A 19,740-nucleotide genomic window follows, 5' to 3' on the forward strand; every position below is an offset into this window, starting at 1 on the left:
GGCGCTGGTATTGATGCTCGGGTTTTCTTCGTTGGCGCAGGCTTTTGATTTGCAGCAGTTGAGCGATCAGCTGGCAAAGCCTGACGTGATCCACGGCCATTTCATCCAGGAAAAACACCTGCGTGCCCTGCCCCAGCCGCTGACCAGCAAGGGCACTTTCGTCCTCGCGAAAAACCACGGTTTGCTCTGGCTGCTGAAAACCCCGTTGCAACAGGATTACCGCATCACCGCCAAGGGCATCGCCCGACGTGATGCCAACGGCTGGCAATTGCTGCCGGGCAAGAGCGCCGGTGCTGAGCAGAACCGCTTGTTCCTCGCCGTGCTGCAAGGCGACAGCAGCGGCCTACAACGGGATTTCGAGCTGTCGCTGAGTGGCGACGCACAGAAATGGAAGCTGACCCTGACCCCGCGCTCGATGCTGCTCAAGCAGGTGTTCAACCAGATCAACATCGATGGCGGCGAACTGGTGAACAGCATCGAACTGCTGGAAACCCAGGGTGACAGCACCCTCATGCGCATGCAGGACAGCACCAGCGCCCAACCGTTAAGCGATGCGGAGCAACATGACTTTGCCGAGTGAACGGAGGCTCCCACGGCTGTTCCTGATCCTGCTGCTGGCGGTGCTCGCGCTCGCCGGTTGGCAATGGCGTGACGGCGCTCCGCTGTCGGCCAACCTGATGGAACTGGTGCCCGGCACGGCGCCGGACGCGCTGGAACTGCGCGCCGAACAACGCATGCAAGAACCGCTGAACCGCGAAATGCTGGTGCTGGTCGGTCACACCGATCGCCAGCACGCCGTGGCCATGGCGCAGAAACTCGGCGAGCAGTGGCAAGCCAGCGGTCTGTTCGAGAAGGTCCAGTGGACCCTGCAAGCCGACTTGCCAGCCCTGCGTACGCAACTGCTGCAAGGCCGGCTGGCGATGCTCTCGGACGAGGATCGGCAACAACTGATCGAGCATCCCGACGCCTTTATCCAGCAACGGGTACAAGCGCTGTTCGACCCCTTCACCGGTTTCAGCCTGGTGCCGAGCCAGGACGACTGGCTGGGCCTGACCGGGCGCATCCAGAACAGCCAGCCGCAACACGGTGCGGTGCAACTGGATATTGGCAGCGGCGCCTTGATCGCCGATGCCGACGGCAAGAGCTGGGTGCTGCTGCGGGCGCGCACCACCGGCAACGCCTTTGACATGAACCTGCCGCTGCAAGTGGCCGACCTGCTCAAACGCAGCCGCGAAGAAGCCGCCCAGGGCGACGTGCAATTGCTCGCCGCCAGCGGCTTGCTCTATGCGGCCAACGGTCAGCAACAAGCGACTCGGGAGATGACCTGGGTCGGTGGCGGCGCTACGCTCGGCATCCTGTTGCTGCTGTTGCTCGCGTTCCGGCGTTTGCGCGTGTTGCTCGCGTTTGTTCCGGTGCTGGTGGGCATGTTGTTCGGTGGCGTGGCTTGTGTAGCGCTGTTCGGCCATATGCATGTGATGACCTTGGTACTCGGTTCGAGCCTGATCGGCGTCGCCGTCGATTACCCGCTGCATTACCTGTCGAAGAGCTGGAGCCTGAAACCCTGGAACAGCTGGCCGGCCCTGCGCCTGACCCTGCCAGGGCTGACGTTGAGCCTGATCACCAGTTGCATCGGCTATCTGGCCCTGGCCTGGACTCCGTTCCCGGCCCTGACGCAAATTGCCGTGTTCTCCGCCGCCGGTCTGCTCGGTGCCTACCTGTCGGCAGTGTGCCTGTTGCCGGCGCTGCTCAAGGGTGCTGACCTGCGCCCGGCGCAATGGCCGCTGCGGGTGGCCGAGTGTCTGGTGAACCTGCGTGAAGCGCTGCTGCAGCGCGTGCGCACACCGGTGTTGATGGCCCTGCTGATCGCTTTCTGCGTCGGTGGTTTGTTGCAACTCAGCACCAAGAATGACATTCGCCAATGGGTCGGCATGCCGCAGCACTTGACCGATGAAGCGCAGGCCATCGCGCGCATCACCGGCTACCAGCCCACCAGCCAGTTTTTCCTGATCCGGGCCGCCAACCAGCAAGAGTTGCTCGAACGCCAAGCAGCGCTCGGTGATCGTCTGGAGCAACTGGTCAATCTCGACAAGCTTCAGGGTTTCCTGTCGCTCAACCAACTGGTCAGCCAACCCAGTGAGCAGAAGCATGTACGCGATGCGCTGAACAAGCTGCCGCAATTCTGGCAACCGTTGCTCGACGTCGGTGTTCCGGTCGAGGCGTTGCAGGCCGAACTGGCGAAGTTGCAGGCGCTGCCCACCGAAGACATCGACGCGGCGCTGGTCGGACCGTTGGCCGAACCCTATCGCACCCTGTGGCTGGGGCCGACCGGTGACGGCGGCGTGGCGGCCATGGTCAGCCTGCAAGGCTTGAACAATCCATCGCTGCTGCGGGTCCAGGCCCTGGACTTGCCGGGTGTGGAATTGGTGGACCGTCTCGGCGAACTGAACAAGGTTTTCGCTGAAACCCAGATCAGCGCTGCGGAACTGAAACTCGCTTCCTGTGCGTTGATCGTGCTGGTGTTGATCCTGCCGTTCGGCCTCAGTGGCGCGCTGCGCATCGTCGCCCTGCCCTTGCTCGCGGCACTGTGCAGCCTGGCCAGCCTCGGTTGGCTCGGTCAGCCGCTGACCCTGTTCAGCCTGTTCGGCCTGCTGCTGGTGACGGCGATCAGCGTCGATTACGCGATCCTCATGCGCGAACAGATCGGCGGCGCCGCTGTGAGCCTGCTGGGCACCTTGCTGGCGGCACTGACCACTTGGCTGTCGTTCGGTTTGCTGGCGGTGTCCAGCACACCGGCAGTGAGCAACTTCGGATTGTCAGTGAGCCTCGGCCTGGCGTTCAGTTTCATCCTCGCGCCGTGGGCCGGACGCCAGGCCCACCCAGTTGCAGTCGCGGAGCCAACAGCATGATGATCGTGTTGTTTTGGGCGATGGCTCTGGGGATGTTCGCCGTGGCCACCCGCGTCGGTCGGCATTTCGGGCTGATCCCGATTGTCAGCCAGTTGCTGCTGGCGACGTTCGGTCTGCCGCTGTTGATGTACTTCTGGATTGAACCGGGCTGGCAGCTCAGTGGCGCCAACCTGATTTCCCCGGTGTGGCTGAAAAACCTCTACAGCCTGAGTTTCGCCTTGCTGCTGGGGCACATTCTCAGCGACGTGATCGACCTGAAGCTGGACCGCCAGAGCCTGAAAATTGCCCTGCCGAGTTTTTGCCTGCCGTTCGTCTGCGGCTTGGCGACGGCGGTCTGGCTGTTGCCGCCACAGGCGTGGATCAGCTCGCTGGCCGTCGGTTTGGTCTTCGCCATCACCGCGATTCCGGTGTTGTACCTGTATCTACGACACATCAACTATCCGCCCGACGCCACCCGGCGCCTGGTGCAGACCGCGATCCTGATCGACCTCACCTGCTGGACACTGTTCGGCTTCGCCCAGGGCAGCCTGCACCTGAGCAGTCTTTTGCTGCCTCTGGCCGGTGCCTGTCTGCCGGTGCTGTTGCGCTTGCTCGGCTTGCGCCAACCGCTGCTGCACAGTGGCTGCTTCTTCGCGCTGCTGGTGGTGGCCGAGCACTTCAAGCTCAACGCGCTGATTTTCGGCATCGGCTATTTGCTGTGCATGGCCGCGCTCAAGGTGCCGCTGGTGTTGCCGTTGCCGGCGCTGTGGATGAACCGTTTGCAGACCTGGATCGCCATCCCGCTGATCCTCACGTTCGGCATCGTGCAAATCGATGTGCACAGCGCCATGGCCAACCTCGGCTGGTTGCCGCTGGCTGCGCTGTTGCTGTTGCCGATTGCCAGCAAACTGTTGGGCAACTGGCTGGGCCTGGGCTGGGCCGGGGTTTCGGTTGACGGCGCCAGTCGCTGGCGCGAAAGCCTGCTGCTGAATATTCGCGGGTTGAGCGAGATCGTCTTTCTCAACCTGCTGCTGCAACAACAACTCATCAGCCCGGCGCTGTACTTTGCGCTGATGCTGATGGGCCTGATCGCGACACTGCTGCCGGCACTGGCCGGCATGCATCGAATCCCGCTGAATATCGCCACCCCGGCAAGGAGTCCACGTGCCAATCGTTGAAATGGAACATCGTCAGGTAGTGGTCATCGGTGCCGGGCCTTCGGGCGCCATCGCCGCCGCGCTGCTCAAGCGCAAGGGTCATGACGTGCTGGTGATCGAACGCCAGCATTTCCCACGGTTTTCCATCGGTGAAAGCCTGTTGTCCCATTGCCTGGATTTTGTCGAAGAGGCCGGCATGCTTGAGGCGGTGAACGCCGCCGGTTTTCAAATTAAAACCGGTGCCGCATTCGCCTGGGGCGAGCTGTACAGCGCGTTCGATTTTGGTGACACGTTCAGCAACGGCAAGCCGACCACCTTCCAGGTGCAACGCGCTGATTTCGACAAACTGCTGGCCGATCAAGCCGCGCTGCAAGGTGTGGAATTGCGCTATGGCGAAGCCATCGTCAGCGCCGATTTCAGCCTCGCGAAACCGCAGCTGAAGGTGCTGCGAGAAGACGGCAGCGAGTACCGCGTCGAAGCCGATTTCGTGCTCGATGCCAGCGGCTATGGCCGGGTGTTGCCGCGCTTGCTCGACCTCGAAGCGCCGTCGAATTTCCCGGTGCGCCAAGCTGTGTTCACCCACGTCGAAGACCACATCGACCACCCGAACTTCGACCGCAGCAAAATCCTCGTCACCACTCACCCGGTTCATCGCGATATCTGGTTCTGGACCATCCCGTTCAGCAACGGCCGTTGCTCGGTGGGCGTGGTGGCGGCGGCCGAACATTTCGAAGGCCGGACCGATGATCTCGACGAGTGCCTGCGCGGCTTTATTGCTGAAACCCCAAGCCTGTCCGGTGTGCTGAACAATGCCGTGTGGGACACCCCGGCGCGCACCATCGGCGGCTACTCGGCCAACGTCAAAACCCTGCACGGCCCAGGCTTTGCTCTACTCGGTAACGCGGCGGAATTCCTCGACCCGGTGTTCTCCTCCGGCGTGACCATCGCCATGCGCTCGGCGAGCATGGCCGCCGCTGTATTGCATCGGCAATTGCAGGGCGAAAGCGTCGACTGGCAAACCGAGTTCGCCGATCCGCTGAAACGCGGCGTCGACACCTTCCGTTGCTACGTCGAAGGCTGGTACGCCGGCACCTTCCAGGACGTGATCTTCCACGACGGCAGCTCCACCGATATCCGCCGCATGATCGCCTCGATTCTCGCCGGTTACGCCTGGGATGAACGCAACCCGTTCGTCAGCGAAGCGAAACGCCGGTTGAAGGTGATTTCGGAAATTTGTGCACGGGATGCCACATGAGTTACCTGAGCGACAACTACGTCGAGGAAACACGCTTCGGTTTCTGGTTCCTGCGTAGCCATACCTGGCAGCACCATGTGTTGCGGGTGGCGATCAATGACTTGCGCGGCTTGTTCAGCGAGTCGCCACCGAGCAACCCGGTGTTGCTGGATGCCGGTTGCGGCCAGGGCAAGTCGTTCCAGTACCTGCGCCAGACCTTCGCGCCCCAACGTTTGATCGGCGTGGATGCCGACCCGCACAGCCTGCACCTCAGCGGCGAAGAGGCGGCGCGCCAGGGCATGACCGTGGAATTGATCGGCAGCGACTGCGCGACCCTCAACGTGGCGGACGCCAGTGTCGATCTGCTGTTCTGTCACCAGACCTTTCATCATCTGGTGGAACAGGATCAGGCGTTGGCCGAGTTCTATCGCGTGCTCAAGCCCGGCGGCTATCTGCTGTTCGCCGAGTCCACCGAGGCTTACATTGATACGTGGGTGATTCGCTGGTTGTTCCGCCACCCGATGCACGTGCAAAAGAGCGCGGCCGGGTATCTGCAAATGATTCGCCAGCAGGGTTTCGAATTCGGCCCGCAGAACGTGTCTTATCCGTACCTGTGGTGGAGCCGCGCCAAGGATTTCGGCCTGCTTGAACGCTTTGGCTTGCGCAAGCCCAAGCCCTTTGGCCAACGGGAAGAAACCCTGGTCAATGTGGTCGCGCGCAAACCGCTTGAAGGTAACGCCTGATGATCCGTTTTCTGCTTCTGGGTTGCGTCCTGTTGCTGAGCGCCTGCGCCAGCCGCGCGCCGTTGCCCGAGCACAGCCCGAGCCTGGCGCTGCCGCTGCAATTGCATATCCAGCGCCTGGTGGCCGATCAGCGTCAGGACTGGGTGCTGGTGATCCAGCAGGAAGGCCCGGCGCTGCGTTGGTCGATGATGGATTTGCTGGGCATTCCCCAGGCCCGGCAGAAGCTGATCGACGGCGCCTGGCAGGCCGACGGTCTGCTGCCGCCGAATCCGGAAGCCCGCGAGCTGTTCGCCGCGTTGTTGTTTGCGTTGACGCCGGAAGGTGAGTTGCAGAGCAACTACCCCGTCGCTTGGCAACATGGCGCGCAACGGACTTTGCCCGAGCGCTGGGACGTTCGTTACTCACGCCCGATGAGCTTTGAATTGAACCTGCCCAAAGGCCCGAAATACCAAGTCACGCCGCTGAACGGGGACACACCATGACCGCCTGGTTGAACGCCCTGGGGGTGATCTGCGCCCTGGGTCGCGACAAACGGGAAGTCGCGCGCAACCTGTTTGCCGGCGATTGCTCCGGCATGCGCAGCGAGGCGGGTTGGGTGACGGAACGTTCACTGCCGGTGGCAGCGGTGCATGGCGAACTGGCGCCGATTCCACAGGAGTTGGCCGACCAACGCAGCCGCAACAATCAACTGCTGCTGGAAGCGGCGCTGCAAATTCGCCCGGAGATTGATCAAGCGATCCAGCGCTTTGGCCGCGACCGTATCGGAATTGTTTTGGGCACCAGCACCTCGGGCATCGATGAAGCCAGTCGCGGGTTAGCCCATTACCTGCGCGAGCATGAATTCCCCGCCGACTACGATTATCGGCAGCAGGAACTCGGCGCACCGGCGAATTTCCTTGCCGACTGGCTGCAACTGAGCGGCCCGGCCTATGTCATTTCCACCGCGTGCACCTCCAGCGCCCGGGCCTTGATGAGCGCCCAGCGTTTGCTCGACCTGGGCTTGTGCGACGCGGTGTTGTGCGGCGGTGTCGACAGTTTGTGCAAACTGACCCTCAACGGTTTCTCGGCCCTGGAAGCGGTGTCCGAGCAGCGCTGCAACCCGTTCTCGGCCAACCGCAACGGCATCAACATTGGTGAAGCCGCGGTGCTGTTTTTGATGAGCAAGCAACCGGGCGACGGCCCATCGATCGCCCTGCTCGGCAGCGGTGCCAGCTCCGACGCGCACCACATTTCCGCACCGGAACCGACTGGTCGCGGCGCCCTGCAAGCCATGCGCAAAGCCTTGAGCCGCGCAGCCCTGGAGCCATCGCAAATCAGCTACTTGAACCTGCACGGCACCGCCACCCAACACAACGACGCCATGGAAAGCCTGGCCGTAGCCGCGCTGTTCCCGGACGGCGTGCCCTGTTCGTCGACCAAACCGATGACTGGCCACACCCTCGGTGCCGCCGGCGCCCTGGAAGCGGCGTTCTGTTGGTTGAGCCTGAGCACCGACAATCCCGAACACGCCCTGCCGCCCCACGTCTGGGACGGCCAGCCCGACCCGGACCTGCCGCCCCTCAATTGGGTGACCCCGGCCGATCGCCTGGCGTCCATTGCACCGCGCTACCTGATGAGCAATTCGTTTGCCTTCGGTGGCAATAACGTCAGCCTGATTATCGGAGACGCCCCATGATTGCCTGGCCGCTCGCCGAACTGCTGCCTCACGCTGGCGACATGATCCTCATCGAGCAGATCCTGTCGTTCGATGACGAGCAGATTCACACCCGCCTCACCGTCAAGCCCGGTGGCCTGTTCAACCGTCCCGACGGCAGCCTGCCGGCCTGGGTCGGCATCGAGCTGATGGCCCAGAGCGTCGCTGCCTACGCCGGTTGCCATGCCCGTGCGCGGGGTGATGCGGTGGAGTTGGGCTTCCTGCTCGGTACCCGCAAATTCGAATGTAACGTCGAACACTTCCCCGCCGGCACCGAACTGACCATCCACGGGCTGCGTTCCCTGGAAGACGACAGCGGCATGGGCGTGTTCGAATGCCACATCAACGCGCCCGGCATCCACGCCACCGCCCGGCTCAACGTGTACCGCCCGCCGCAAGCGGCGCAATACCTTCAAGAAATCCAAGGAGTCGAGTGATGACTGAATCCGTACTGGTCACCGGCTCCAGCCGTGGTATCGGCCGCGCTATCGCATTACGTCTGGCCCAGGCCGGGCATGACATCGTGCTGCATTGCCGCAGCGGTCTGGCTGAGGCCGAAGCCGTGAAGGTCGAAGTCGAAGCCTTGGGCCGCAACGCCCGCGTGCTGCAATTCGACGTCTCCGACCGCGCCAGTTGCAAAGCCATTCTCGAAGCCGACGTCGAAGCCCATGGCGCCTATTACGGCGTGGTGCTCAACGCCGGGCTGACCCGCGACGGTGCTTTTCCGGCGCTGAGCGAGGATGATTGGGACGTGGTGATGCGCACCAACCTCGACGGTTTCTACAACGTGCTGCACCCGGTGATGATGCCGATGATTCGTCGTCGCGCCGCCGGGCGCATTGTGTGCATCACCTCGGTTTCCGGGTTGATCGGCAATCGCGGGCAGGTCAACTACAGCGCCTCCAAGGCCGGGTTGATCGGCGCCGCGAAAGCGTTGGCGATCGAACTGGGCAAACGCAAGATTACCGTCAACTGTGTCGCACCCGGCCTGATCGACACCGCAATGCTCGACGAAAACGTGCCGGTGGAAGAACTGATGAAAATGATCCCCGCACAACGCATGGGCACCCCTGAAGAGGTGGCCGGCGCCGTGAATTTCCTGATGTCGGCGGAAGCCTCGTACATCACCCGCCAGGTTCTGGCCGTCAATGGAGGCCTGTGCTGATGAAGCGCGTCGTCGTCACCGGCATGGCCGGCATCACCTCACTGGGCAGCGATTGGGACACCATCGCCGGCAACTTCGCGGCCAACCGTAGCGGTATCCGCCGCATGGACGAGTGGGATCGTTTTACCGAACTCAATACGCGCCTGGCCGGCCCTATCGATGACTTCAAGGTCCCGAGCCACTGGACCCGCAAGCAACTGCGCAGCATGGGTCGTGTTTCGCGCCTCGCTGTTGGTGCGGCAGAACAGGCACTGGCCGACGCAGGGCTGTTGGGTGACGAATCGATCAAGGATGGACGCATGGGTGTCGCCTGCGGTTCGTCCACCGGCAGCACCGACGAGATCAAGGCATTCGGCAACATGCTGCTCAACTCGGTGGCCGAAGGCCTGAACGCCAACTCCTACGTGCGGATGATGCCGCACACTACAGCGGCGAACATCAGCATCTTCTTCGGCCTCACCGGCCGGTTGATCCCGACCTCCAGTGCCTGCACCAGCGGCAGCCAGGGCATCGGCTACGCCTACGAGTCGATCAAGTTCGGTCGCCTGCCGCTGATGCTCGCCGGCGGCGCCGAAGAACTGTGCCCGACCGAAGCCATGGTCTTCGACGCGCTCTACGCCACCAGCCTGAAAAACGACGCGCCGCAAACCAGCCCACGTCCGTACGACAAGGGCCGCGATGGCCTGGTGATCGGCGAAGGCGGCGGCATGCTGGTGCTCGAAGAACTCGAACATGCCTTGGCTCGCGGTGCGCACATCCACGCCGAACTCGTCGGCTTCGGCAGCAACGCCGACGGCCAGCACACTACACGCCCAGAGCAGGTGACCATGCGCCGGGCGATGGAACTGGCGCTGGAAGATGCCGGTTTGCAGCCGTCGGACATTGGCTATGTGAACGGTCACGGCACCGCTACAGAACAGGGCGACATTGCCGAAACACTGGCAACCAGCGCGCTGTTCGGCGAGCACATGCCGATCAGTTCGCAGAAGAGCTTCCTCGGTCACACGTTGGGGGCCTGCGGTGCGCTGGAGTCGTGGTTCAGCATCGAAATGATGAACCGCGACCTGTACGTGCACACCTTCAACCTCGACGAGATCGACCCGCACTGCGGCAAGCTCGATTACCTGCGCGGCGAATTCCGGCAGATGAGCAACCAATACGTGATGAACAACAACTTTGCCTTCGGCGGCGTCAACACTTCGCTGATCTTCCGCCGCTGGTCGTAACCGAATTAATCAGGGTCAAGGAGACCTCCATGCACTTCAAGAAACTCGCTACCGCCGCCACCCTGCTGATCTGCGCCCTGCCGGCCATCAGCCAGGCCCGTGACACCGCCGTGTACCTGCCCTTCGACAAAGCCGTCGCCGAAGCCACCCGCACCGGCAAAATCGATGGCAGCGTGAAGTTCTACCTGGCGGGCAACAACCCGGCCGGCACCGTCACCGTCCTCACTGCAGGCTCGGTGACCAACAAGAAAACCAACGCCTTCAACAAGTCCGACACAGTGGCCTGCGAATGGGTCGCGCAATCGGCCATCATCAGCCTGCACCAGGCGGCCAAAAGCGCCGGCGCCAATGCCGTGACCAACATTGTGAGTTTCTATAAGAGCAATGAGCGTAAAGACGCCAAGAACTATGAATGCCACGCCGGGGCGATCATGGCGGGTGTTGCGTTGAAAGGGGATTTGGCGAAGGTTCAGTAAGGCCAGAAACGACAAAGGGCGCCTCTCTGGCGCCCTTTTTTTATCGTTGAATCAAGGTAAGTCGCAGTTATCCACCAAGCAGTCGCCCAATACCTGTATCTGTAGAAAGATCAAATCCATATAGAAATTATTCCAAATCGATATTAAAAACTGTCAAAAGTAACAGGTCAGTTTTTTGATAAAAATAAATATCGTGATAGTTACCTGACCAATATGGAGCATCCTTCAATGTCAACCGATGAACAAGAAGCCGCAGCGTACGAAGAAACCGAATTCGTAGTCGTGTTGTTAGATGCCGGAGTGAAGAAAACCGACGTAATAAAGGCCATTCGAGAAAGTACAGGCCTTGGTTTAAAAGAAGCCAAGGCGATAGTAGATGCTGCACCAGCACAAATTCTGACTGTTAATTCAATGGGAGCAGCAGTGGCTAAGCAAAACGCAGAGACGATTAAAAAAATACTTGAAGAGGCTGGAGCGAAAGTTGAAATCAGATAAGCACTAGATAGATGACAGCCTTCTTGGTCCAGCGACCCTTTCGGGACCTTCCAAGGATGAAGAATATGAGTACAAAAGCAGTTATCGTTTTCAGTGGCGGCCAAGACTCAACAACCTGCTTGATCCACGCATTGCCAAACTACGATGAAATACACTGCATCACGTTTGATTATGGACAGCGGCACCGTGCGGAAATTTAAGTTGCACAACAGCTTTCAGAAAAGCTCGGTGTAAAAGTACATAAGATCCTCGACATATCGTTATTAAATGAGTTGGCAATCAGCAGTTTAACTCGCGACAACATCCCCGTACCCATTGCTGCCAGTTCAGGGGGTAGCCTGCCGAACACATTCGTGCCTGGTCGAAATATTCTATTTTTAACGCTGGCTTCTATTTATGCCTATCAAGTTGGTGCGAAAACGGTCATCACAGGTGTTTGCGAAACAGATTTTTCAGGCTATCCGGATTGCAGGGACAAATTTATCAAGGCGTTGAATAACGCAGTTGAACTGGGAATGGACTACAAGTTACAAATTGAAACACCGCTCATGTGGTTGAACAAAGCAGAAACCTGGGCCCTAGCCGACTGCTACAAACAGCTGGATTTGATTCATAACCATACGCTTTCCTGTTACAACGGAATAATAGGTAGTGGGTGTAGCGATTGCGATGCGTGCGTTCTTCGTGCAAAGGGTTTAAATGACTTTATGAAAAACAAAACAGCCATTACGAACAGCCTAAAGGAAAAACTGGATATAACTACGTAACTATACCGCAAGGGACGCGGCCCACTCCCCTTGCATTCTTATGCAGCAGGAACCACCGCTACGTATTTTTTGAACAAGTATTGATCGTTCCCACGCTCTGCGTGGGAATGCAGCCCGGGACGCTCCGCGTCCCTGCCGAGGCGGACGCAGAGCGTCCATTGAGGCATTCCCACGCAGGAGCGTGGGAACGATCATCTCTGTCGTTTTCAAGGTGAGTCGAAGTTATCCAGCACCCGGTTGACCGCCAGCTCTCCCAACATGATCGACTGCTGAATCCCAAGTAGTGTGTTGCACTGCGATCCCTCCAGAAATCTCACGAAATCACTCGCCATGACATTCGCCGATGCCAGCGATTCACTCGCGTATTCCAGCAAGGTCCGGTTGTCGACTTCGGGCGCGATGAAAACGATGTTGCTGGGTTTTCGCTTGTAGAGGGGCGCTACGTTATCGGCGGACTGATTGAGCGTTTCTGCGTCCGGGGACGTGTCGAGAGATGCCGAATGACCATCCGGCGGGTTTGGTGTGTCCTTGAACATAATTCGGTCTCCAAAAAAGTGGAGCCGTCACCGAATTGCTACTAAACAAAAGGGTGGCAGCTGAACGCAGGTTAGTAGACCGGGGAGACACGAAACCGGCGCGCCCGAGAGCGCCCTGCGCACAGCTACCATCAAGCACAGGCATGGAAAATACCTGACTGTCTGGAACGCAAATACGCTTCGTGTAACCACGAGCTACTAAACCCGATCACTGATGAGCAGTGATGCGAATCAAGTTACCGATGGCCCCCAAAGCGTACAAGCCGGCGGATTCTGAGCCTGTCGTAAGCTCCGCCGCAAGGCGTTGTAGTCTTTCGGAACATAGCTTCGGAAATGTCCCACAGAGGGCATCACGATTTCAGGGGTTCCACCTTCCTCGTCAACAACTCCACAAACGCCTTCGCCATCGGCGATTTCTGGTCCTTGCGCTGCACCAGCCACACCGCCGACACCGCTTCCGGATCCAGTAGCGGCCGATAAACCACACCATCAATCCTCATCCGCTGGTACGACGCCGGCAGCACCGACACCCCAAGCCCCGCCGCCACCAATCCAATAATGGTCATCGCCTCGCCGGCCTCCTGGGCGAAGTGCGGGCTGAAACCGGCATCCCGCGCCAGGCTGAGCAATTGGGCGTACAGACCACTGCCATAACTGCGTGGGAAAAAGACGAAAGGCTCGAGGGCAAGGGCTGATAGAAACAGGCCTTCTTCGCTGTCGTTCGCCAATGGATGCTTGGAACTGAGCACCGCCACCAGAGGCTCGCGCATCAACTCCACGACGCTGAGGGAATCCGGCAGGCCAAGCGGCCGCATGATCCCGACTTCGATCGACTCATCCACCAGCGCGTCGGCCACTTGGGTGCTGCTCATCTCTCGCAGGTTCAGGTGCACCGCCGGGAAGCGTTGGCGAAACGAGAAGATCGCCTGGGGGATGGTCGAGTTGAACGGTGCCGACGAGGTGAAGCCGATTTTCAGTTCGCCCAACTCGCCCAGCTGCGCTCGACGGGCAACATCCGCTGCTTTGTCGACTTGGGCCAACACCAGCCGCGCCTCTTCCAGAAACAACCGACCGGCCTCACTCAGCTCGACCCGACGATTGGTACGCTCGAACAACCGCGCGCCGACCTCGGCTTCCAGCGCCTGAATCTGCTGACTCAACGGCGGCTGGGAGATGCCGAGCACCTGGGCAGCCCGGCCAAAATGCAGTTCTTCGGCGACGGCGATGAAGTAGCGCAAATGGCGCAATTCCATGAAAACTCCATTAGGTCGTAAAACGTCTTAAACAGGTCGAATAATATATTGGATTGAATCGTTAGGCAGCTATATGCTTTTTTCATTGCCTGACCGGCTGCGCCCTCCGAGGTCCGAAGTGAAAACTGCTGTCGCCCCACTCGCCCATGAAGTTCCGCCCACTGTGCTGGACGATGTCGTCGCCGAGCTGAATGAGATCTACATCGAAAAAGGCACGCCGATGTTCATGCGCACCGTGCTGGCGCTGTTCTCTGGCGGCTTCGCGACGTTCGCCCTGCTGTATTGCGTGCAGCCGATGATGCCGTTGCTGTCCCACGAGTATTCGATCAATGCGGCGCAGAGCAGCCTGATTCTGTCAGTGGCTACGGGCATGCTCGCCATTGGCCTGCTGATTACCGGACCGATTTCCGACCGTGTCGGGCGCAAACCGGTGATGGTGACCGCGTTGTTCGCCGCGGCGTTGTGCACAATGGCCAGCGCGATGATGCCAAGCTGGGAAGGCGTGCTGATCATGCGTGCGCTGATCGGGTTGTCGTTGAGCGGCCTGGCGGCGGTGGCCATGACTTACCTGAGCGAAGAGATCCATCCGCAGCACATCGGCCTGGCCATGGGCTTGTACATCGGCGGCAACGCGATTGGCGGGATGAGTGGCCGCTTGATCACTGGCGTATTGATCGACTTTGTCAGCTGGCACACGGCGATGCTGGTGATTGGCGGCCTGGCGCTGATCGCGGCGACGGTGTTCTGGAAAATCCTCCCCGAATCGCGCAACTTTTGCGCTCGCTCAATGCACCCGCGCAGCTTGCTCGACGGCTTCACCATGCACTTTCGCGATGCCGGCCTGCCGTTACTGTTCCTCGAAGCCTTTGTGTTGATGGGCGCCTTCGTCACGCTGTTCAACTACATCGGCTATCGCCTGCTGGCGGCGCCCTACAACATGGACCAGGCCTTCGTCGGGCTGCTGTCGGTGGTGTATCTGTCGGGGATTTACAGCTCGGCGAAAATCGGTTCCCTGGCGGACAAACTGGGTCGCCGCAAAGTGTTGTGGGCAACGATCACCTTGATGCTCGCAGGCCTGGCGCTGACCATGTTTACACCGCTGCCGCTGGTGATCATCGGCATGCTGATCTTCACCTTCGGCTTCTTCGGCGCGCATTCGGTGGCGAGTAGCTGGATCGGACGGCGGGCGATCAAGGCCAAGGGGCAGGCGTCGTCGCTGTATCTGTTCAGCTATTACGCCGGGTCGAGCATTGCCGGCACGGCCGGTGGGGTGTTCTGGCACCTTGGCGGGTGGAACGGGATCGGGTTGTTTATAGGTGGGTTGCTGGTGATTGCGCTGTTGGTGGCGCTGAAACTGGCGAAGTTGCCGCCGTTGCCGGGCACCGCACAGGTTTAGCCACAACTGCGCCCTAGCGGTAATCGCGAGCCAAGGTACACTGACGGCATTCGTCAGTCTTGGTAAAGGGAAGCCAGAATGCGCCTGGACAGTCTCCACATTCAGAATTTTCGTTGCTACGAAGATGCCACTTTCGACTTTCAGCCGGGTTTCAATCTGGTGGTGGGGGTTAACGGGAGTGGGAAGACTTCGTTATTGCAGGCGGTGGCCTTATGCTTCAGAAATTTTGTCAACTCCTTGGGACATCCAGCTCCGCTGTTAGCAGATGAAGATGCACGATCTGTTATTCAAAAATTTGAAGATCGACTTCGATTTGAAAGGGCTTACCCACTAAAGGTAAATGCTGCTGGAGCTGCATTTGGCTTTAAGACTTGGAGCGTATCTAAAGAACGCAATGGTGTCTCAACTAGTTTTAACGTAGACATCAACATAGCTATATCAAAGCAACTTGAGCTTATAGATTCCGGAAGCACTCTTGACCTCCCGATGATCGCCGTGTACCAGGCAAATCGTAGATGGCTATCGAGCAAAACCTCAGCAGAATCTGCTGTTAAGCAACAGCCATCAAGATTTGATGCTTATTCTAAGTGGTTTGATGCGGCCGCCAACCTTCAAGAGTTCGAAAGCTGGGTTATCGGAAAAACTCTGGAGAGGCTTCAGAGAATGTCTCGCTCAGGTCCTCGAGAGCATTTTGATGACGAATTACAATGGGTAAATTCGACACTGAAAATTGCATTACCCGAGTCCCAAGGCATTGAGTACGACTTAGACCTGCGTAGTTTGATAGTAACCCTCGGAAGCAAATCAGTTCTCTTCAGCGATCTCAGTGATGGTCAACGGGGAATGATTGCTCTCGTAGCTGATATTGCACGGCGTATTTGTCTCCTGAATCCGCAAATGGGTAGCAAAGTACTGGCACTAACCACCGGCGTGATCATCATTGATGAGTTGGACATCCACCTTCATCCTGCATGGCAACGCAGAATAGTGTCGGTACTCAGGAATGCTTTTCCGAAAATCCAGTTCATCGCCGCCAGCCACTCTCCTCAAATCATCGGCAGCCTGAAACCCGAAGAAGTGATCGTTCTAAACAATGGCGACGCATCCCACCCACGGGTCACCTATGGCCTGGATTCCAGCAGCGTGCTGGAAGAAGTCATGGGTGTTACACAACGCGAGCCCGAAATTGAAAGACTGCTCACCGAGCTGTTCTCCACCCTGGAAGACAACGATCTCAAAAAAGCAAAAGTCCAGCTTGAGGCGCTGAAGAAAAAAGCCCCTGACCTCCCTGAGTTTGCAGGAGCCGAAGCGCTGATGAGGCGCAAGGAGATCCTCGGAAAATGAAGCGAGTGCTCAAAGGAACTGAACCTGCTTCATTTACAGAATGGAAAAACTCGGCAAATGATGAGTGGACTCCTACTTACCCAACGCTGCAAAACCCGCAAAAACGCGACCTTCACAACAGCTTGTTAACGGAACAAGGATTCTTCTGCTGCTACTGCGGTAGAGAAATAGAGGCGTCCAACAGCCATATCGAGCATTTCAAACCTCAAGAGCATTTCGAAGAACTGGCATTGGAGTATCGGAATCTCCATGCCTCTTGCCTGCGGGAGACAAAACCCGGCAACCCATTGCACTGCGGCCATCGCAAAAGCAATTGGTTTGACGAAGCGCTACATATCTCTCCAATGGATGAACGATGTGAACTGCGCTTCCGGTATCTGAGAACCGGTGAAATCCAACCAACAGACTCTGAAGACCTGCCTGCATCGAAGATGATCGAAGTGTTGGCGCTAGATATTGCCTACCTGAACAATCGTCGTCAGAACACCATCCGGCTGCTGTTCGATGAAGAATTCATCACGCAGGCCAGTGAAGAAGACCTCAATCGTCTCGTCACCGCGATTCGTTCAACTGACATCTCCGATCAAAAACCTTTCGACCACATCATCGCCCGCTACGCGGAACAGCTCCTCGGCCACTGAAAATCGACACAAACAAAAACGCCCGGCATAAGCCGGGCGTTTTCGTTATCGGGTAGTCATCACTCGTGATACTGCGCCGACAACTCATGCACCGCGCGCATGAACGCGCCCGCATGCTCCGGATCGACTTCCGGGGTAATGCCATGGCCGAGGTTGAACACGTGGCCACTGCCCTTGCCATAGCTGGCGAGGATGCGGCCGACTTCGGTGCGGATGGCTTCTGGCTTGGCGTAGAGCACGGTCGGGTCCATGTTGCCTTGCAGCGCAACTTTGTTGCCAACACGCTGACGGGCTTCGCCGATGTCGCAGGTCCAGTCCAGGCCCAAGGCGTCCGCGCCAGCGTCGGCGATGCTTTCCAGCCACAGCCCGCCGTTCTTGGTGAAGAGGATGACCGGTACTTTGCGGCCTTCGTGTTCGCGGATCAGGCCGCTGACGATTTTGCGCATGTAGGCCAGGGAGAATTCCTGGTACGCCGCCGCCGAGAGGTTGCCGCCCCAGGTGTCGAAGATCTGCACGGCTTGGGCGCCGGCCATGATCTGGCCGTTGAGGTAGCTGGTGACCGACTGCGCGAGTTTATCCAGCAGCAGGTGCATGGCTTGCGGGTTGTCGTAGAGCATGGCCTTGGTCTTGCGGAAGTCTTTCGACGAGCCGCCTTCGACCATGTAGGTGGCCAGGGTCCATGGGCTGCCGGAAAAGCCGATCAGCGGCACGCGGCCGTTCAGTTCGCGGCGGATGGTGCTGACCGCGTCCATGACGTAGCCGAGGTCTTTGTGCGGATCCGGGATCGGCAGGGCTTCGATGTCGGCCATCGTGCTGACGACTTTCTTGAAGCGCGGGCCTTCACCGGTTTCGAAGTACAGGCCTTGGCCCATGGCGTCGGGGATGGTGAGGATATCGGAGAAGAGGATCGCCGCGTCCAGTTGCGGATAGCGGTCGAGCGGTTGCATCGTGACTTCGCAAGCGAACTCCGGGTTCATGCACAGGCTCATGAAGTCACCGGCCTTGGCACGGCTGGCGCGGTATTCAGGCAGGTAGCGACCGGCCTGACGCATCATCCATACCGGCGTGACGTCTACAGGTTGCTTGAGCAGGGCGCGAAGGAAACGGTCGTTCTTCAGGGCAGTCATGTCGGCATCCGGAAAAAAAGTGCGGGCATTTTCTCAGAGCGCGACGCAAAAGGCACGGCAAGCGCCGCACCTTTTGTCTATCGGGTCAATTTGTCGCGGTTTTTCACTCGCCAGATCGTTCCCACGCTCTGCGTGGGAACGATCAGCGGAGGGTTTAGACGCCCAGGTAATCCAGGATCCCTTCGGCGGCATTGCGGCCTTCGAAGATCGCCGTCACCACCAGGTCAGAGCCGCGAACCATATCGCCACCGGCGAAGATTTTCGGGTTGCTGGTCTGGTGTTTGTATTGACCCTGCTCCGGGGCCACGACGCGGCCCTGGCTGTCGGTCTGGATCTCGAACTGCTCGAACCACGACGCCGGGCTAGGACGGAAACCGAACGCGATAACCACGGCATCCGCCGGGATGATCTCTTCGGAACCCGGGATCGGCTCGGGGCTGCGACGGCCACGGGCATCCGGTTCGCCGAGACGGGTCTCGACCACTTTCACGCCTTCGACGCGGTCTTCACCAACGATGGCGATCGGCTGGCGGTTGTAGAGGAATTTCACGCCTTCTTCCTTGGCGTTCTTCACCTCTTTGCGCGAGCCCGGCATGTTCGCTTCGTCGCGACGATAAGCGCAGGTCACCGACTTGGCGCCCTGGCGAATCGAGGTGCGGTTGCAGTCCATCGCCGTGTCGCCGCCGCCCAGGACCACAACCTTCTTGCCTTTCATGTCGACGAAATCTTCCGGCGACTTTTCAAAGCCCAGGTTGCGGTTGACGTTGGCGATCAGAAAATCGAGCGCATCGTGCACGCCCGGCAGGTCCTCACCGGCAAAGCCGCCCTTCATGTAGGTGTAGGTGCCCATGCCCATGAACACGGCATCGTATTCTTCGAGCAACTGCTCGATGGTCACGTCCTTGCCCACTTCGGTGTTCAGGCGGAACTCGATGCCCATGCCGGTGAAGACTTCGCGGCGATTGCTCAGCACGGTCTTTTCCAGCTTGAACTCGGGGATGCCGAAAGTCAGCAGACCACCGATTTCCGGGTTCTTGTCGAACACCACCGGGGTCACGCCGCCGCGTACCAAAACGTCGGCACAGCCCAGACCGGCCGGGCCTGCGCCGATGACCGCAACACGCTTGCCGGTCGGCTTGACCTTGGACATGTCCGGGCGCCAGCCCATGGCGAACGCGGTGTCGGTGATGTACTTCTCGACCGAGCCGATGGTCACCGCACCAAACCCGTCATTAAGGGTGCAGGCACCCTCGCACAGACGATCCTGCGGGCACACTCGGCCGCACACTTCCGGCAAGGTGTTGGTCTGGTGCGACAGCTCGGCGGCCTGAAGGATGTTGCCCTCGGCCACCAGTTTCAGCCAGTTCGGAATGAAGTTATGCACCGGGCACTTCCATTCGCAATACGGGTTACCGCAACCCAGGCAGCGGTGGGCCTGATCGGCCGAATGCTGGGGTTTGAACGGTTCGTAGATTTCCACGAACTCTTTCTTGCGTTGACGCAACAGTTTCTTCTTCGGATCTTTGCGCCCGACGTCGATGAACTGGAAGTCGTTATTCAGACGTTCAGCCATTGTTAAAACCTCATCAAACTCTTCAGGCG

Annotated in this window: 18 protein-coding genes and 2 pseudogenes; 16 read left to right on the forward strand and 4 right to left on the reverse strand. The window is 59.2% G+C overall.

What is annotated here, in order from left to right; genetic code table 11:
* Positions 1–13 precede the first annotated feature (13 nt).
* The 13 genes and pseudogenes from HKK52_RS18155 to queC all read left to right on the forward strand — a co-directional run bounded on the left by HKK52_RS18155 (position 14) and on the right by queC (position 11,841).
* Positions 14–580 (forward strand): outer membrane lipoprotein carrier protein LolA, encoded by a 567-nt coding sequence (locus HKK52_RS18155; RefSeq protein ID WP_169374261.1) that lies wholly within the window; start codon positions 14–16, stop codon positions 578–580.
* Positions 564–2,906, forward strand: coding sequence for an MMPL family transporter (locus tag HKK52_RS18160; RefSeq protein WP_169371968.1), 2,343 nt, complete (start codon positions 564–566; stop codon positions 2,904–2,906). The genes HKK52_RS18155 and HKK52_RS18160 overlap by 17 nt, the downstream gene beginning before the upstream one ends.
* A complete protein-coding gene (locus HKK52_RS18165; RefSeq protein WP_169371969.1) occupies positions 2,903–4,063 on the forward strand; it encodes a sodium:proton antiporter in 1,161 nt (386 codons plus the stop codon). The genes HKK52_RS18160 and HKK52_RS18165 overlap by 4 nt, the downstream gene beginning before the upstream one ends.
* Positions 4,050–5,297: an NAD(P)/FAD-dependent oxidoreductase gene (locus tag HKK52_RS18170; protein ID WP_169371970.1), complete on the forward strand. Its 1,248-nt coding sequence runs from the start codon at positions 4,050–4,052 to the stop codon at positions 5,295–5,297. Before HKK52_RS18165 ends, HKK52_RS18170 begins: the two co-directional genes overlap by 14 nt.
* On the forward strand, positions 5,294–6,019 hold the full coding sequence (locus tag HKK52_RS18175; RefSeq protein ID WP_169371971.1) for a class I SAM-dependent methyltransferase: 726 nt from the start codon (positions 5,294–5,296) through the stop codon (positions 6,017–6,019). The genes HKK52_RS18170 and HKK52_RS18175 overlap by 4 nt, the downstream gene beginning before the upstream one ends.
* Entirely contained in the window at positions 6,019–6,501 is a 483-nt protein-coding gene (locus HKK52_RS18180; RefSeq protein WP_169371972.1) for a hypothetical protein, read from the forward strand. Before HKK52_RS18175 ends, HKK52_RS18180 begins: the two co-directional genes overlap by 1 nt.
* Entirely contained in the window at positions 6,498–7,694 is a 1,197-nt protein-coding gene (locus HKK52_RS18185) for a beta-ketoacyl-[acyl-carrier-protein] synthase family protein (protein WP_169371973.1), read from the forward strand. Before HKK52_RS18180 ends, HKK52_RS18185 begins: the two co-directional genes overlap by 4 nt.
* Positions 7,691–8,149, forward strand: a complete 459-nt coding sequence (locus tag HKK52_RS18190) for a hotdog family protein (RefSeq protein WP_169371974.1) — start codon at positions 7,691–7,693, stop codon at positions 8,147–8,149. Before HKK52_RS18185 ends, HKK52_RS18190 begins: the two co-directional genes overlap by 4 nt.
* Positions 8,149–8,877 carry a 3-oxoacyl-ACP reductase FabG gene (gene fabG / locus HKK52_RS18195; RefSeq protein WP_169371975.1) on the forward strand — a complete coding sequence of 243 codons (729 nt, stop codon included), beginning with the start codon at positions 8,149–8,151 and terminating at the stop codon, positions 8,875–8,877. The genes HKK52_RS18190 and fabG overlap by 1 nt, the downstream gene beginning before the upstream one ends.
* Positions 8,877–10,103, forward strand: coding sequence for a beta-ketoacyl-ACP synthase (locus HKK52_RS18200; RefSeq protein ID WP_169371976.1), 1,227 nt, complete (start codon positions 8,877–8,879; stop codon positions 10,101–10,103). The genes fabG and HKK52_RS18200 overlap by 1 nt, the downstream gene beginning before the upstream one ends.
* Before the next feature lie 29 nt (positions 10,104–10,132).
* Complete coding sequence (locus HKK52_RS18205; protein ID WP_169371977.1) at positions 10,133–10,579, forward strand: excinuclease; 447 nt, start codon at positions 10,133–10,135, stop codon at positions 10,577–10,579.
* Between the two features lie 249 nt (positions 10,580–10,828).
* Positions 10,829–11,074 (forward strand): annotated as a pseudogene (locus tag HKK52_RS18210) (ribosomal protein bL12); the annotation flags it as partial.
* Positions 11,075–11,139: 65 nt separating this feature from the next.
* Positions 11,140–11,841 (forward strand): annotated as a pseudogene (gene queC / locus HKK52_RS18215) (7-cyano-7-deazaguanine synthase QueC).
* A gap of 206 nt (positions 11,842–12,047) precedes the next feature.
* On the opposite strand, the gene HKK52_RS18220 reads toward queC, so the two are convergent.
* Positions 12,048–12,377 carry a DUF6124 family protein gene (locus HKK52_RS18220; RefSeq protein WP_169371979.1) on the reverse strand — a complete coding sequence of 110 codons (330 nt, stop codon included), beginning with the start codon at positions 12,375–12,377 and terminating at the stop codon, positions 12,048–12,050.
* Between the two features lie 350 nt (positions 12,378–12,727).
* Positions 12,728–13,630, reverse strand: a complete 903-nt coding sequence (locus HKK52_RS18225) for a LysR family transcriptional regulator (protein ID WP_169371980.1) — start codon at positions 13,628–13,630, stop codon at positions 12,728–12,730.
* A gap of 118 nt (positions 13,631–13,748) precedes the next feature.
* Here HKK52_RS18225 and HKK52_RS18230 point away from each other — a divergent pair, with 118 nt between their 5' ends.
* The 3 genes from HKK52_RS18230 (at position 13,749) to HKK52_RS18240 (ending at position 17,011) form a co-directional block, all read left to right on the forward strand.
* Complete coding sequence (locus tag HKK52_RS18230) at positions 13,749–15,026, forward strand: MFS transporter (protein WP_169371981.1); 1,278 nt, start codon at positions 13,749–13,751, stop codon at positions 15,024–15,026.
* Positions 15,027–15,104: 78 nt separating this feature from the next.
* A complete protein-coding gene (locus tag HKK52_RS18235; RefSeq protein WP_169371982.1) occupies positions 15,105–16,370 on the forward strand; it encodes an AAA family ATPase in 1,266 nt (421 codons plus the stop codon).
* On the forward strand, positions 16,367–17,011 hold the full coding sequence (locus HKK52_RS18240) for a retron system putative HNH endonuclease (RefSeq protein WP_169371983.1): 645 nt from the start codon (positions 16,367–16,369) through the stop codon (positions 17,009–17,011). The genes HKK52_RS18235 and HKK52_RS18240 overlap by 4 nt, the downstream gene beginning before the upstream one ends.
* Before the next feature lie 59 nt (positions 17,012–17,070).
* Here HKK52_RS18240 and hemE read toward each other — a convergent pair whose 3' ends face one another.
* Positions 17,071–18,138, reverse strand: a complete 1,068-nt coding sequence (gene hemE / locus HKK52_RS18245; protein WP_169371984.1) for a uroporphyrinogen decarboxylase — start codon at positions 18,136–18,138, stop codon at positions 17,071–17,073.
* Positions 18,139–18,292: 154 nt separating this feature from the next.
* The gene (locus HKK52_RS18250; RefSeq protein ID WP_157711003.1) at positions 18,293–19,711 is read right to left on the reverse strand and encodes an FAD-dependent oxidoreductase; all 1,419 of its coding nucleotides are present in this window, start codon (positions 19,709–19,711) and stop codon (positions 18,293–18,295) included.
* Positions 19,712–19,740 lie beyond the last annotated feature (29 nt).

The organism is Pseudomonas sp. ADAK2 (assembly GCF_012935755.1).
Taxonomy (GTDB): Bacteria; Pseudomonadota; Gammaproteobacteria; order Pseudomonadales; family Pseudomonadaceae; genus Aquipseudomonas.

Coding starts and splice junctions, on each gene's coding strand:
- HKK52_RS18250 (WP_157711003.1), bottom strand. CDS start 19,711: ATGGCTGAACGTCTGAATAACGACTTCCAGTTCATCGACGTCGGGCGC.
- HKK52_RS18185 (WP_169371973.1), top strand. CDS start 6,498: ATGACCGCCTGGTTGAACGCCCTGGGGGTGATCTGCGCCCTGGGTCGC.
- HKK52_RS18200 (WP_169371976.1), top strand. CDS start 8,877: ATGAAGCGCGTCGTCGTCACCGGCATGGCCGGCATCACCTCACTGGGC.
- HKK52_RS18205 (WP_169371977.1), top strand. CDS start 10,133: ATGCACTTCAAGAAACTCGCTACCGCCGCCACCCTGCTGATCTGCGCC.
- HKK52_RS18165 (WP_169371969.1), top strand. CDS start 2,903: ATGATGATCGTGTTGTTTTGGGCGATGGCTCTGGGGATGTTCGCCGTG.
- fabG (WP_169371975.1), top strand. CDS start 8,149: ATGACTGAATCCGTACTGGTCACCGGCTCCAGCCGTGGTATCGGCCGC.
- HKK52_RS18225 (WP_169371980.1), bottom strand. CDS start 13,630: ATGGAATTGCGCCATTTGCGCTACTTCATCGCCGTCGCCGAAGAACTG.
- HKK52_RS18235 (WP_169371982.1), top strand. CDS start 15,105: ATGCGCCTGGACAGTCTCCACATTCAGAATTTTCGTTGCTACGAAGAT.
- hemE (WP_169371984.1), bottom strand. CDS start 18,138: ATGACTGCCCTGAAGAACGACCGTTTCCTTCGCGCCCTGCTCAAGCAA.
- HKK52_RS18155 (WP_169374261.1), top strand. CDS start 14: ATGCTCGGGTTTTCTTCGTTGGCGCAGGCTTTTGATTTGCAGCAGTTG.
- HKK52_RS18240 (WP_169371983.1), top strand. CDS start 16,367: ATGAAGCGAGTGCTCAAAGGAACTGAACCTGCTTCATTTACAGAATGG.
- HKK52_RS18190 (WP_169371974.1), top strand. CDS start 7,691: ATGATTGCCTGGCCGCTCGCCGAACTGCTGCCTCACGCTGGCGACATG.
- HKK52_RS18160 (WP_169371968.1), top strand. CDS start 564: ATGACTTTGCCGAGTGAACGGAGGCTCCCACGGCTGTTCCTGATCCTG.
- HKK52_RS18175 (WP_169371971.1), top strand. CDS start 5,294: ATGAGTTACCTGAGCGACAACTACGTCGAGGAAACACGCTTCGGTTTC.
- HKK52_RS18220 (WP_169371979.1), bottom strand. CDS start 12,377: ATGTTCAAGGACACACCAAACCCGCCGGATGGTCATTCGGCATCTCTC.
- HKK52_RS18180 (WP_169371972.1), top strand. CDS start 6,019: ATGATCCGTTTTCTGCTTCTGGGTTGCGTCCTGTTGCTGAGCGCCTGC.